This is a genomic window from Nonomuraea turkmeniaca (genome assembly GCF_005889735.1).
In the GTDB taxonomy this organism is placed as follows: Bacteria; Actinomycetota; Actinomycetes; order Streptosporangiales; family Streptosporangiaceae; genus Nonomuraea; species Nonomuraea turkmeniaca.
On sequence record NZ_VCKY01000253.1, the window covers coordinates 1 to 14,989 of the forward strand.

The window sequence follows — 14,989 nt, forward strand, 5'->3', positions numbered from 1 at the left end:
CGCCCACACCGTCTGCCCGGCCTGCCAGCTGCCGATCTACTTCAGCACCGACGACACCGCACAGATTGAACGCGCCATCGACCTGCACCTGCGGTACGGCTGCCCTTGCTGAGCACCCCGCCCGCCCGCGCGGGCCGCGGCGACCCGCGCTCCCTCCTGGCGCAGCGCATGTTCGACGACCTCATGAGCCTGACGCCCGCCGACCGGCGCACCATCCTGGAAGAGCTCACCCCAGACGAGGCCCGCCAGGTATACGCGGCCGCGTACCGCGTCGCCGGGTCCGCGTACGCCCTGTGGCGCGACGACCCAACCGGCTTCTGCGACCAGGTCCTCGGCACGTCACTGTGGAGCATCCCGCGCCGCTTCATGGAAGCCCTCGCCGACCACAAACAAGTGGCCGTACCGAGCTGTTTCGGCTCCAGCAAGACGCACTCCGCCGGCCAGCTCGTTCTCTGGCACAGCCTCATCCACCCGGTAGGCACCGGCATCACCGTCAGCCTCGCCCCGCTGTGGCGGCAAGTCGTCCGCCAGCTGTGGCGAGAGGTCCGCGCCGCACACTCGCGCGCCGGGCTGCCCGGCACGATCGACATGGCGCAATACAAGCTGCCGGACGCGTCCGGCATGGACACCGTCGTCGCCTACGGTCTCGCCGCCGCCCCGTACAACGAGGCCGCGGTTCAAGGGATTCACGCCAACCATCTACTGCTCGTCGTCGAAGAGGCCGGCGGCATCGCTCACACGATCGGCCAGAATCTCGCCGGCCTGATGGTCGGCCAGAACAGCCGCATGATCGCGATCGGGAATCCACCGACGGACGAGCAGAATACGTGGTTCGAACGGCTGTGCAACGACCCCGACGTGCACACCGTGCCCATTTCCGCGTACGACACCCCGAATCTCACTGGGGAAAAGTTCGGCCTGTGCCAGTCCTGCCCGGGCGCCGATCATTCCCCAGCCGTTCACATGGTTGACGAGGCATGGATTCGCCGCACAATCCGCGTTCACGGTGCGCGATCCAATTACGTCAGAGCCAAAATCCACGCGCAATTCCCCCTCGGTGTCGCCAACGCCGTCATTCCCGCTGACTGGGTCCAGGCCGCGCTCGACCAGGAGGAGCCGGCAACCGGCACCCGCCTGTGCGACCTCGGCCTCGCCGAAGAACGCGACACGTGGAAGGTGGCCGGGGGCGCCTGGGTGCGTCTCGGAGTCGATGTTGCCGCAGACGGAGGCGACGAACTTGTCATCGCGCGCACCGTCGGCGATCTCGTCACCATCGAACACACCAGCAGCGGCCCCGAGAACGCCGACCAGGTGCAGGTGGCGCACGCCGTCCTGCAGCAGATCCGCCGAGCTGAACAGCTCTGCAAAAAGCTCGGCACACCCGACCCCGTACGCGTCAAAGTGGACGGCATCGGTGTCGGCTGGGGCGTCGCGAGCGTCCTGCGCTCATGGCGCATGGAAGGCCTGCACCACGCCGATGTCGTCGCCGTCGTCGTCTCGGAGGCAACCGGCCGCGAACCCGACGAAGCGACCATGCGGCCCATCAACAAACGCGCCGAAATGTGGCTATCCGGCCGCGCTCTTGTCCGCCCCGACGAGCACGGCGCCACTCAGGTACGGCTCCGCATCGATGACATGGCGGCCGCGCAGTTGTCCGCGCCGAAGCTCACCACGTCCGCCGCCGGCGGATACTCCGTCATCGAACCGAAAGCCGTCATGAAGAAGCGCGGCGTCCACAGCCCCGACCGCGCCGAAGCCGCGCTGCTATCCGTGTACGAGCCGCTCGTCGTGGAAGAGGACGACCCCTGGCGCATTCTTGTCTGAAACAGGCCACCACGCGCACCCGGTGCCAAAGGTTTACATGCTGTGCGAAAAAGTTGCCGCTGAAAGTTTCACGCAGCGTGTAACGGCCGTTCCGGCCGCCCCCTTTATCTGACGCAGAGTGATCGTTACCGTGGGACCTTCCTGAAAGTTTCTTACCAATGTCCGACCACATGCAGCGCCGCCGTATCCACCCGCGCGGGCACGTAGCCTTCATCTCTCGGCCGCGTGCATCCCACCCCGGGCGAACCCCTACCCTCTCCACGGCGGTCAGTCATGTGCTGCACCACTAGGAGAGATAGAACATGACGACACGCCCCGGCCGACACACCTGGGGAATCGCACTGACCATAGAAAACATCCCGCCGGCGACCATGCGGAAGTTCGTCGCCAACCCGTTCATCACGCTTCCGGACGACCTGCGTGACCTCGACGGATTCAACGACGGCGGCATCGTTCTCGAAGTTCTTGACGCACTGTGTGTCCGATGCCGCAAAAGCTACGAGGACGTCGCCTTCTCCCCGTGCCTCGCCAATGAGCAGAACGGCAAGCACCTTCGCGGCGGCATGGACAACCGGGCCGCCCGGCTCGTGCCCGCGCCCGGCCAGCGTGCCGACGAGGTAGCCGCTCGTCAGCAACGCGAACTGGCCCGCCGGGAGAACGCCGCCCTCATCCAGGCATCCCGCCTGTCCGGCCTGTCTTAACCCCGCAGGCCTGCGCGCCCTCCCCATCGGTGCGCACACCTTTGTCCTCCCGTTGGGAACGCTCCCGCGGAGGGCCGACGCTGTCGCTGGGCGACCCACGAGGCCGCCCAGCGACGTAAGCGGCGAAAGACGGCACACTCCGCCCCCGAGCCAGCCCAGCCCAGGGCAGGCACCGGCACGGGGGAGCCAGCGAACCACATGGCGTACATGACCGGCGGCGACTACGACGACCGCGAACCGCTGCCCGAACGCGGACGCGCCCGCCGCGACGTCATCGGCCTCGCCCTTCTCATCGTCGGCGCCCTCCTGACCACCATCGGCACCGCCGCGCTGTGGCATCCCGCCGCCGCTCTCGTCGTCGCTGGCCTGTGGCTGGTCGCGGCCGGCTGGCTCACCGCAACCAGCCGCTAACCCGGGGGTGGAACGTGAGTCGTCGATTTCTACCGGCGCTGCTGCGGCCTCGCCAGGCCACACGCGACCTCGAAACCAAGCACTACCTGGGCGGCCGCACCCTCACCGCCGAACAATGGCTGGCCAACGCCTCCCATTCCGCACGACGGGCATGGCCGGTCGATCGCGCCGTCTCCGAAGGGTTCGAGCGCGGCATCTGGGTGTACAAGGCCATCGACACCATTGCCGACCACCAGGCGGCGCTCGACTTCCGGCTCCGCCAGGGCGATGAGGTCATCGACGACCACCCGCTGGTGAACCTCCTCAACGACGGCAAAGCGAATCCACTGGAAACGGGCCGCACCTTCCGGTATCGGCTTTCCACCCAGATCCTCCTCAGCCCGCCGGGCGCCTTTGTTGAAGTTACATTCAGTAACGCTGGCACGCCTGTTCGCCTGGACCTGCTGCCGCCCGGCCGGACCCGCCCCGTCCCCGGTCTCGGCGGCAACCTGCTGAGCCACTTCGAGACGATCACCGCCGACGGCACCCGCGTCTACATCGATCCCGAACGCGTGCGCTGGTTCAGAAAGCCTCACCCGACCGACCCCTATAGGGGCATGACACCCCTTGAAGCAGCTGGGCTGTCCGTCGATTTGGATTTCCTCGCCCGCCTTTACCAGGTGTCATTCCTGCGGAATGACGGAAGGCCCGGCGGAATCGTCGCGGTGGAAGGCCGCACGAACGAAGCCGACGCCCGCCTGCTCGAATCCCGTTTCGGTCGCGGCCCCACCGAAGCGGGCAAGGTCACCGTCATCAGCGGCAAACTGTCCTACGTTGACCTGGCCAGCCGGCCTCGCGACATGGCGTACGGCGACATGTCGGCGAAAGCGAAAGAGGAAACCCTCGCCGCTTTCGGTGTCGGTGAATCCGTTCTCGGAAATAGCTCCGGCCGCACGTTTGATAACGCTGAGCAAGAATTGTTCAATTTCTGGACCGTGACGATGCCGCCTCACCTGCGGCTCATCGCAGCGGGATTCGACGACGACAGCGACGACGACGTCGTTGGCGAGTTCGACACCAGCAACGTCGAAGTTCTGCGCCGCACCGCAGCGGCCCGCCGCGCAGAAGCACGCGAAGAGCTCGAAAAGGGCGCCATCAGCCTCGATGAATACAGGCAGATCGCCGACTACGACCCATTCGACCTGCCGCACACCCGCGCCCTGTACGTTTCCCAGGGCCGCACCCCCATCCCCACGCGCGAAGAGGACGCCGTCGCGCTCGGCCTGGCCGCCCCTGAACCGGCCACCGACCAGCCCGCCGAACCCGGCGACATCCCGCCCGGCGACAACGCCGACAGCGGCCAGGACGACACCGTCCAAGACTTCGACCTGGACGACGACGCCACCGCCGAAGCGTTCAACCTCCTGCAGGAGCACCTGTCCGACGGCGCCGCCGAAGCCAAGATGTTGCCCGCGCTCGGTAACCCCGACCAGAAACCCCTCATTGCCGCCGCACTCGGCGACATCCGCGACCGCGTCGAAGCTGATCTCGGCCACGTCCTCGACGCGCTCACGCGCCGGCTCATCGAACGCACCGCAGCCCGCACATCCAGCCCGAAAACCCGCAAAGGCACCCGCCACTGGCAGGCCGAATTCGACGTCGACACCCGCGTCGGAGACGCGCTACTCGAGGCCCGCCGCGTCGCCGCCGTAGACCAGTGGAAGGAACACACCCGCGACGTCGTCACCGAGGCGCTCCAGCAGGGTGCCCGCGCCGCAGCGGCCGAAATCGACACCACGAGCCCGGACGTGGCCGACGCCGGAGAGGAGGTGATCACCTGGCTCGCCTCGGCCACAGCCGCTCAAGCCGCCCGCCTCGCCGGGATCGTCGCAGCGAACGACGCCGCTGGCCACAGCATGGACACCATCGTGGCCGCCGTCCGCGCTCAACTTCCCTCCGTGCAAGAGTGGGCGGCCAGCAGCGCGGCTCGTGCGGCCACCGCCGTCGTCGCAGCCGCGCAAGCAGAGGCGGCCCGCCATGTGGCCGGGCTAGGCGGCCGCGTCTCCGCCATCTGGCACGCGGGCAACGACACGCCAGCGCGGCCCTGGCACTCCTTCGCCGCCGACGGGCAGACCCGCGACCTCGGCGACGTGTTCACCATCAACGGTGCTGCGCTGCGCTGGCCAGGCGACACTCGCGCCCCCGACGACGAAACGCAAGGCTGCCGGTGCCGCCTTACCTGGCTGATCAGCGCAGCATGACTCGCCCAGGCCGCAGCGCTCGGCCGACGCGACGTTAGCGCGCCGCTTCGGCACTCTGCACCGCGACATTGCCGGGGGCAGGACGCGGGGGGCCAGGTTGACGACCGACACCAGCTGGATCTCTTGGGAAACCAAGGCGCTCGGGCGGGCGAAGTTCGACGCCGACAAGCACCCGCGTGACCGCAAGGGACGCTTCATCGAAACAGGCGCCCAGGTGCGCGTGTGGGGTGGCGGCGTCGGCAAGGTCGTCAAGAACGTCGGTGGCGGCCGCCTCGAGGTCAAGTTCCCCGACGGCACCATCCAGCGCGTCCACCGCAACTACCTGACCGTGGAAAAGCGCCCAGACGGATCCGCGCCCACGGGCAAGGCCTCCGACAAGCCCGCCGAGCTGCCGGTCAAGAAGCCCACCGGCGGGGTGCCTGAGTACGAACCGGAGGGCCGCGACGGCCGCGCCCGCGTTCGCGACATCCGTGGCCGACGCGCCGTCCTCCTGTACGGCCGCGACCCGCGCACCGGCGACGCCGTCATGCGCGTCGGCATCATCTCCCAGGTGGGCCGCGTCATCGACGGGCAGATGCGCGTCGAACTGGACTCCCCCGGTGGCCGCTCCTCCCTCGTCGTGGACGACGACGCCGTCGCCCGCCTCATCCCGGACAAGCCGCTGCAGGACCTGATCGCCGCAGTACGCCAGCGCGACCCGAACGTGCAGCAGATGGGCCGCGCTCTGATCGGCGCGGCCGTCCGCGACGACGACAACGAAGCCGGCCAGGACAGCCAAGATGGCCAGGATGCTCCCGGCCAGCGTCCGCCCGCCGAAGCGACGGCCACGCCGCCGGAGGCCGCGCGAGACACCGCCGGCAACGGTCAGCCAGCCGGAAGCCAGGCGGGCCCGCCCGCCGACGAGCAGAGCAGCGCCTCCGCTGAACCGGCAGCAGCCCGAGGCCGCGCAGGCAACAGCGGCACCAACGAGAACGCCCCGCACGCGCCGGCCGACTCCCCGGCGGCCAGCGACAGCGCCGACAGCACGGGCCCGTCCGGCGACCAGGCCGACACCGCGGCGCCCAACGACAACGCGGACACTCGCGACGGCCAGGCCGACGACGGCGACGTCGCCGCTTCCGCGAGCGGAGACAGCGCCGCCGCGTCCCGCGCAGAGACCGAAGCGACCGAAGAAGCCGCAGCCGACGAAGGCGCAGCCGAGCCGCCCTTCCACGCCTCCTCCGCCAACCTCGTCACCCCCGCCGAACTCGGCGCCGCGTTCACCGCCCTCGGCATGCCAGCCACCGGCGAACAAGCCGCCGCCCTCCGCACCCGCATGGACGCCTGGGGCAGCGGCCAGATCCGCACCGGCCGCGACAAGGACGCGACACGGCGAGCGTTCGCCGACCTGTACGCCGCCAGCGACTCCGAGATCCGCGCCGCCCGCACCCACCAGCCGTGGGTGGACGAAGCCCTCGCCAAGCTCTCCGACGACGCCGCAGCGCGCGGCATCCAAGGCACCAGCCGCCGCCACGTCGAACGAGCCGCCGCGCTACGCACCCGCACCGACGAACAGGTCCGCGCTGAGGCGGCCGCGATCCTCCGCAACGTCCGCAGCGACTCCGGCGACCACGACATCGCCCAGGACGAACTCGCCCGCCGCGGCTACGAACTCGACGGCACGATCGCCGCAGGCTCCCAGCACGGCCTGGACGGCGCCGCGAACGTCACCGACATCCCCGGCGGTGCCCGCGTCCGTGTCACCTTGAAGGGCGGCGGCCACGCCGACGGCCAGCTCATGCAGGTGCCGCTCGGCGCCGACTCCGGCACCCTGTGGATGCTGGAAGACAACGACGGCACCGTGCACAACCTCGGCAACGACGCTAACAAGCAGATCGTCGCCCAGCCACTCACACCGGCCACCCCTGCGCCGGCCGAAGCCCCGGTCACCCCCGACTGGGACACCCCCAGCGCGAGCAGCAACGGCGCGGCCGCCGGCGTCGCCGCCGTCACCGCCGCCGACCTGAAGACCGGCGACCGCGTCTCCTTCGACGTCCCCGTGACCGCCGCCAACCGCGAACGCTTCACCAGCCCGAACGGCACCAGCCCCGCCGTCGGCACCACCGTCACCGTCCACGGCCCGCTCCGCAGCGACCCGATCGACAACCTCGGCGGCTTCACCCTCGAACTCGGCGAAAACGCCCGCTGGGAATCCCCGAACGCGATGGGCGCCCTGGCCCCGGGCGGACGTGACTTCATCCTCGACGACGGCCAGGTCGTGCACCGCACCAGCCGGGGCACCGCCCCCGGCCGCCGTGCCACCGCCCAGCCCGCGCCGGACGCACGCCAGGACGGCCTGTTCCTCGAACCGGACCGCGCCGGCACGCAGGAGATGTTCGACCCGTACGCGCCCGACTTCGAGACGGTCGGCGCCGCCAGCGAGCCGGCCCCGTCCCGGAACGAACCCGAATCGTTCCGCGCCGACCCTGAACCGTCCCGCTACGCGGCACCCGCCGCCAGCGAACCGACGCCAGCACCAGCCGCGAACGTTCCCGAGCCGGAGCCGGAGCGGGTCTCTCCGCCCGAGGCCCGCGCGGAGAACATGACGCCGGAGCAGTGGCAGGCCGAGCTCCGCGACCGCTACGGCTCCCCTGAGGCCGCCGACGCCGTCCGCGACGTCCTGGCCATCATCGAAGCGCCCGCGCCCGAAGACGACGACGAGTTCGAAGACCACTACCTGCGCGTCGGCGAAGCGTACGGGGCCGCCGAAGACGCCATCCTCGCGATCCGCGACCGCTTCGCCGACGAGCCCGGCTGGGCCAACAGCTACGGCCAGGTCATCTACCGGCCCAACTTCGACTGGCTCGACGCCCTCATCCCGCAGGTGCGCAAGCGCGTACGCGCCCAGGCGTACTCGGCACCGGACCGCACCACCCGCGAACAGCAGGCGCAGCTGCGCGCCATGACGGTGGACAACCTCCACGCTGAGCTGGCCGACATCGACGCCCGCCTGTATCGGCCTGGCGTCAACCCGTTCCGAGAGGCGCGCGAAGTAGCGCGCGCACCCATCACCGCCGAGCTCAGCCACCGCGCCCGGCGGGCGTCCATGCGCGCCCGCGCCCTGGCCGACGCCGGAGACTACGACGGCGCCCTGGCCGCGCTCAACGACGGCGAACGCACCTGGCCAGAAGCGCGAAACTGGGACCGCATCCGCGCCGCCGTCCAGGCCCGCCGCGACGCCGCCCCCGCGCGCGGAACGTCAGGCGCGGCCGCGCAGACCGCCCCGGCCGACAGCGGCCAGCCGAACGGCGTCATCGACACCACCTTCGGCACCTTCCGATGGGAGCACGACGGCATCCAGTCCGCTGTCGCGTTCCCCACCCGCGCCGACGCCGAAGCCGCCCTGGACCGCTACCGCCGCCACCAGGCCAACCCGCCGACGACCGAACAGGCCGACACCGCCGACATCGTCATCGGCGACCACCTGTACCAGCCGGAAAACGACCTGTACGACGTCGTCGTCACCAGCATCGACGACACCCCCGGCGGCGACCGGTACGCCCGCATCCGGCGCCCCAACGGCCGCACCTCGACGCTGCGTCTCCCCGCTGGCGAGCAGCACACCCGCGCCACCACCCTCGCCGGTCTGCGCATCATCCCCGGCGAAGGCCGCGGCAACGGCCAGCCGCGAGGCGACCTCACCGCCGCCAGCGGCGACGGCCAGCCGCCGACACCCGACGGGCTGCCCGCGCTCACCCCCGGCCAGCGCACCCAGCTGCTCGCCGACGCCCGCCGCGAGTACGTGCCCGACCTGCTCGCCGAAGCTGAACGGCACTACAACGCCGGCCGCGACAGCGCCGGCCTGGACGCGCTCGCCCGGGCCGCCGACATCGCGCCCGACCTCGCCGGCACCCCGCAGTGGCAGGAACGCGCCACCATCATGCGGCAGCGCATCCAGCAGGCGCACCACGCCCGCATGGCCGCCATCAGCGACGACGACCTCGCCGCCCAGCTGGCGGCCGCCCGCCGCGGCCACGACTCCGCGCTGCGCCGAAGCGCGGAAACCGGCCAGGACGACGGCGACGTCGCCGCCGCCCAGTACGAACTCGACACCCTCCAGGCCGAAGCGGACCGGCGCGCCGCCGTCCACACCGCCGAACCCCGCCCGGGCGGCCTCGCAGACGCCAGCACCCTCCAGCCCGGCGACCGCATCCGCGTCGTCCGCCGCGCCGACGGCGTCCGCCGCGTCCGCTCCACCGCAGGCAGCTACCTCACCTACGACGACGGCGAAGCATGGATCGGCACCATCCCGGACGGGTACGAGCCCGGCCAGCCCGTACGCCTCACCGACGTGATCGCCGAGCAGTCCGGCATCCGGCTGCCCCGCCACGTCGCCGACCCGCCCGAAATCCGCCTGGACGACCAGGTGGAACGCCTCTCCCCGGACGAGGCCGCCCTGTCGCTGAAGCACGCCGACGAGCTGCGCGCCGCCCAGGCCGCCCGCCGCGCCGACGCGGCCGCAAACCGGCCGCCGCGGCATCCGTCCGCGATGAGCGTCCGCGACCTGGCCGTCGAATACGGCCAGGCGAACGACGTCGTCGGCGCCCGCATCGACGCCTACGCCACCGCGCTCGACGCCGCCGCCAGCCGCGACGAGCAGACCGTCCGCGCGGCCGAGCAGGCGTGGCTGTCCGCCGATGACGCGCTCGCCCAGAACATCGCCGCCCTCACCCCCAGCCAGGACCCGAAGGGGTTCGCGCGGTTCCGCGCCGGCCAGGCACGCCAGGAGCTGCAGGCGCGGCTGCGCACCGTCGGCGGATCCGTTCACCGGGCACGCAACCCTGAACCCGAGCAGCCCGGCCCGGGCCAGCCGAAGCCCGGCCTGCCGGACGGCGTCACCATCACCCCGGCCGCCGGAAAGAACAACGAGGTCGACGTCGCCCGCCCCGGCGACCCCAAGCACGGTGACAAGCCCCTCGGGCAGGTCGGCCAGAACCGGCCCGGCCGGTCATTCCTGCGCAGCGCCCGCCCCACCTGGTACTGGACCGCGCCCGGCCGCGACACCGTAGGGCACGGCCGCTACAACAGTCAGGAAGAAGCAGTGGCGGCGCTGCTCGCCTACATCGACAACGCCGACCGGCCGTTCCCCGCCGAGACCGTCCACCCGTCCGGCCTGACGGTCGGCGACGCCATCGTCGTACGGGAGGGCCGCGACACCGCCACCGGCTACTCCGGGCATCTGCCCGGCGGCGACCGCGGCGTCATCGAGCAGCTTGATCACAACGCCGACAGCTCGTGGTCCATCCACGTCCGGATGCCCGATGACCGCCGCCTCGTGCACACCACCCCGGTGTCCACCGACGATCAGCAGGTCGAACGCATCATCGGCGACCGGCCGCCGCTCCCCGTGGAGAACGTGTCCCCCGCCGGCTTGTCCGCTGGCGCCTGGCTGCTTCCCGACGGGGTCGACACGCCCGCGCAGGTGATCGGCGGCGACTACGGCATCGACGGCGGCGTTCTCCTGCGCGTCCGTACCGCCGATGGCCGCGACGACATCATCGACACCCGGTCCGACGCCACGCTCCGGCGCGCGTTCCCTGCCGACGACAGCGGCGACGTGTGGGAGAACCTGTCGCAGTCGCGTCTACAGCCCGCGCACGGCAACCGGCTGGCCGCTCACACCACGCCGGCGTGGCAGGTCGGCCCTGGCGACGTCATCGACCTCGCCGACAACTCCGACGGCGACGCCACCGGGGCGGGGCTGCCCGCGTACGTGGCCCGCGTCATGCGCGCCCGCGACACGATCGCCGTTGAAGCCGTGGACAGGCGTGGCGAATCCCACTGGATCACGTACGACACCGACGAGCAGGCGCGCCGCCTCGTCGAGATCCCCGCCGACGCGACCCTCGAGCAGGTTCCGGCCGCGTCGATCAGACCAGGTGAGCGGCTCATCCTGCCCGGCGAACTCGACGGCGCCCGCCTGGAGCGCGTCACCCGCGTCGCCGACGGCTGGCTCCACACTCGCGACGACTCCGGCCGCACGTCCATGATTCCGCTCGGCGACGAACCCACCTGGCGGCTGCCCAGCAGAACGGCCGCCCCCGCCAAGCCGAGAAAGACGCGGACGCGAAAGCCAAAGAGGGCCGCCCCGGCCGTGGAGGAACCGCCGACCGCCCGGGTAAGGCTGCGTTCCGACATCCGCAAGCGCGTCCTCAGCCTCGACATCGACACCAGCGCCGACGCGCCCGACCAGGTGCGCGAAGCCGCCGCGATGCTCCGCGCGAGCCAGCCGATGACCGGCGATCACATGCGCGCCCTCGGCAACCACTTGCGCAACCTGTCCGGGAATGAGTCCCTGCCGGCGGCGCGGCGACGCGCCCTGGCGCGGGCCGCCGCCTGGGTCGACGGCTCCTACGCCCGCCTGAACGGCTACCCGGAGCCGCCACATGACCCGCACCGCGCCGCCCCTGAGCGGTCCCGCGCCGACAACCTCATCGAGGGCGACACGATCGCCGTCCCGGAACCCGACGGCACCGTCACGTACGGCCGCGTCATCGCCACCCGGCCGATCGCCCGCTTCCCCCTCACGACCGTCACCATCGAACACGACAACGGCGACCGCGAGGAGCGCATCCTCGCCTCCGGCGTCGACGTGTGGCTGATGCCGGACCTTCCCCCGGATGAGGACGTCGCCCCGGCCGCGCCTGACCCGATCGAACACATCCGCGCCGACCGGCTCGAAGTCGGCGACACCATCCGTCATCAGGGCCGCGACGCGACCGTCGCCGACCTGCGGCGGACGTCGCCGCCGCTGGCCGCGACCACCACATGGCAGGCTGTCCTCGACAACAGCGGCGACCTTGAAGAGGTGACGCTCACCGACAGCGGCGCCCCGTCCGTTGTCCGCGCTCGCCGCGGCGCCCGCTCGGCCGGGCAGCCGTGGGACACCACCATCCTCGACGACAGCAGCGGCGACGGCGACATCCCCGCCAGCGACGTCCAGATCGGCGACCGCGTCACGTTCGGCCCCGAACACCGCAGCGTCACCGGCACCATCGAAATGCTGCACCCGGTCCTCGACAACGACGGCAGCCGCATCGGCTCGTCCGCGTGGGTGCGCACCCTCGACGACGACGTCGAACTCATCCCGATCATCGACGGCGACGGCAGCCGCGTTTTCCGGCACGCGATCGGCGGCACCGACGCGCCCGCCCGCATCCAGCGGCAGCAGGCACGCCGCCGGCAGCAGGAACGCGAACGCGAGGTCACCGAAGCGCTCGCTACCGCGGAGACGGCGTTGTACGCCGACGCCGCCAAGGCGATCGCCGCCGAATACCAGAACCGGCGCGTGCACCCGCCCGAGACCGGCGACCGCATCTGGGCGGCCGCGCCCGACCTTGTCGAAGCGGTGTGGAAGCGCCACAGCGACGACAGCATTGCCGAGCAGGTCGCCGTTCTCCTCACCGACGACGCCGACGACGAGCAGAACAAGGTGCTCGCCAAGCGGATGGCGCCGCTCGTCGCGCAGATCCGCGAACGCGCCGCCTCCAACCTCGTCCAGTCGATCGTGAACGTGGACCCGCTGCCGGGCGAAACGTACGACCAGGCGCTGCAGCGCATGCTCGACCAGTTCGCCACGCAGCCGCCCCTCGTCGGCCGCAACATCGGCCGCATTCTCGCCGCCCGCGATCTCACCGAACTCGACGACGTCGCCCCGCCCACCCTGCCGGACCTGCCCGACGCGCCGGCGGGCGGCCTGCCGGCGCGCATGGCCGTCTACCGGGGGGCGCTGCCGGACGACCTGGCCGACGTCGGCCGCAAAGAAGTGCGCCGCCGCGTCTACATGCCGGTCACCCTCGACGACCTTGAAGAGGCACGCTGGCCCGACCTCGACTCGATCTCTGCCCGCATCCCCGACATCGCGCCCGGGGACGGCGGCCCCGGCGAGCACGCCATGCGGCACCTGGCCATCATCAAGGCCGCCGGCGCCGACGTGGGCGCCGACGTCGAAGCTCGCGCCGCTGCGGTGGACGGCTACGGCGACGCCGTCGCCGCCGTCGCTGAAGCTGACGCCCGCATCGAGGCGGCCGTCGCCGATATCGAACGCATCAAGGCCGACCACGCCCGCACCCGCAAGACCCGCCTCGACACCGCCGCGGCCAACCTCGGCTACGACGGCATCGACGACCTCGTCGCCCGCGCGAACGCCGACGCGACCAGCCAGGCCGCCAAGGACCGGTGGAAGGTCATCACCCCGGCCGAGTTCGGCGGCGGCGACCTGCCCGAAGTGGCGGCGCTGAAGGACCAGATCCGCGCCGACCACGCCGCCAAGCAGGCCGCCGTCCGCACCGTCCGCGACGTACGCCGCCAGGCCACCCTCGACGCCCTCGCCGAGCTTCGCGACGTCGGCGGTGCCCGCCTTGACCTGCGCGATGAACGAGGCCGCCGCCGCCCCGACAACCACAAGGTCGCCGCGATGATGCGCGACGCCGAGCAGCACTTCCCCGACGACTGGGTGAACACCCTCAACGCCAACGGGCCCCTCACCCTGCACTCGACGAACGAACGCCCGCACATCGACCCCGACACCGGCGCCATCACGCTGAACCCCGGCTGGGGCGGCGGCCAGTACGGTCGCGACCAGGCCGTGCACGAGCTCGGCCACATCTTCCAGCGGACCATCCCCGGCCTCGCCGAAGCCGAACACGCCTACCTGTGGGAACGCACCTCCACCGGCAGCATCGGCGACCGCACCCGGCCCGACACCCGCCCCATCGCTGACAACCCGGACGAGGTCGGCTACCCCGACGCGTTCCCCCACCCGTACACCGGCCGCATCTACGGCCACAGCCCCAGCGGAGAAATCTTCACCACCGGCGTGCAGGACCTGTTCGGCGAAGGCGACTACCTCGACGACGACATGCGAGCGTGGACGCTCGGCGTTCTCGCCCTCCTCGGCACCACCCCGGACGGGCCGCAGCGCGACCCGCTTGACGGCGTCGACCTCGCCTCGCTGTCCCGGCAGGACCTGCAGGACCTCCTCGGCGGAATCCCGTGGGGTTCGCCCGCGTACAACCGCATCATGGCCGAGCTCCGCGGCCGCCCCACCGACGACGGCGGCGACCCGCTGGAAGGCGTCAACCTGGACGAACTGTCCGGCGAAGCCCTCATTGGGCTCCTCGGCCGCGTCGACGACAACTACAGCGTCGCCCGCATTACCGAAGCGCTCGACGAGTGGGAGATCGAAGAACAGGCGGAACGCGAACGCGCCCAGCGCATCGAGGCCCGCATCGCCGACGGCGCCACCCTCGACGAAGCCCTCCAAGAGGAATGGGGCATCTCCGACGACGTGATGCGCGCCGACAATGCCCGCGCCCTGTCCGGCGCCGGCACCGGACAGCGCACCGAAGAGGTCATCCGCGCCGAGTACGACGCCTACATCCAGAACCTGCGCGAGCAGGCCGACGCATACCTGCGCGGCGGCCAGGAGCTCAACCCGCAGGCGCGGGCGCGCGGCTACAACTCCGACCGGCTGTGGACGTCCGGCAGCTGGGACGAGATCCGCGCGAACGCCTCCGACGAGTTCTGGAACTGGATCCAGTCCAGCGGCTGGATGAACTACACCGAGTACCGCGCCCAGTTCCTTGGCCGCGACCGTGACGTGCGCGCCGCCCGCCGCTCCCGCGAAGCGCGCGGCGCCGCCCGCCCGGACTCCCGCCGTTCCAGCACCGGCCGATCCACCCGATAAGTTGAACCCGACCCGGCCCGCGACCTCCCCGGCGCGCGGCCGGGCGGGCCGCCCCCCGGTCGTTCTACGTCCACCCAGCCCGAACA

The 14,989-nt window shown here is 71.4% G+C and carries 5 protein-coding genes; all 5 read left to right on the forward strand.

The features are described from left to right. Nucleotides 1-168: 168 nt before the first annotated feature. The 5 genes from ETD86_RS45020 to ETD86_RS45040 all read left to right on the forward strand — a co-directional run bounded on the left by ETD86_RS45020 (nucleotide 169) and on the right by ETD86_RS45040 (nucleotide 14,903). Complete coding sequence (locus ETD86_RS45020) at nucleotides 169-1,824, forward strand: hypothetical protein (protein WP_138672763.1); 1,656 nt, start codon at nucleotides 169-171, stop codon at nucleotides 1,822-1,824. Nucleotides 1,825-2,126: 302 nt separating this feature from the next. Then, nucleotides 2,127-2,525, forward strand: a complete 399-nt coding sequence (locus ETD86_RS45025; RefSeq protein ID WP_138672764.1) for a hypothetical protein — start codon at nucleotides 2,127-2,129, stop codon at nucleotides 2,523-2,525. A 198-nt stretch (nucleotides 2,526-2,723) separates the two neighbouring features. Continuing rightward, complete coding sequence (locus ETD86_RS45030; protein WP_138672765.1) at nucleotides 2,724-2,936, forward strand: hypothetical protein; 213 nt, start codon at nucleotides 2,724-2,726, stop codon at nucleotides 2,934-2,936. Nucleotides 2,937-2,950: 14 nt separating this feature from the next. Further along, nucleotides 2,951-5,176 carry a phage portal protein gene (locus tag ETD86_RS45035; protein ID WP_170223611.1) on the forward strand — a complete coding sequence of 742 codons (2,226 nt, stop codon included), beginning with the start codon at nucleotides 2,951-2,953 and terminating at the stop codon, nucleotides 5,174-5,176. A 97-nt stretch (nucleotides 5,177-5,273) separates the two neighbouring features. Beyond that, the gene (locus ETD86_RS45040) at nucleotides 5,274-14,903 is read left to right on the forward strand and encodes a hypothetical protein (RefSeq protein WP_138672767.1); all 9,630 of its coding nucleotides are present in this window, start codon (nucleotides 5,274-5,276) and stop codon (nucleotides 14,901-14,903) included. Nucleotides 14,904-14,989 lie beyond the last annotated feature (86 nt).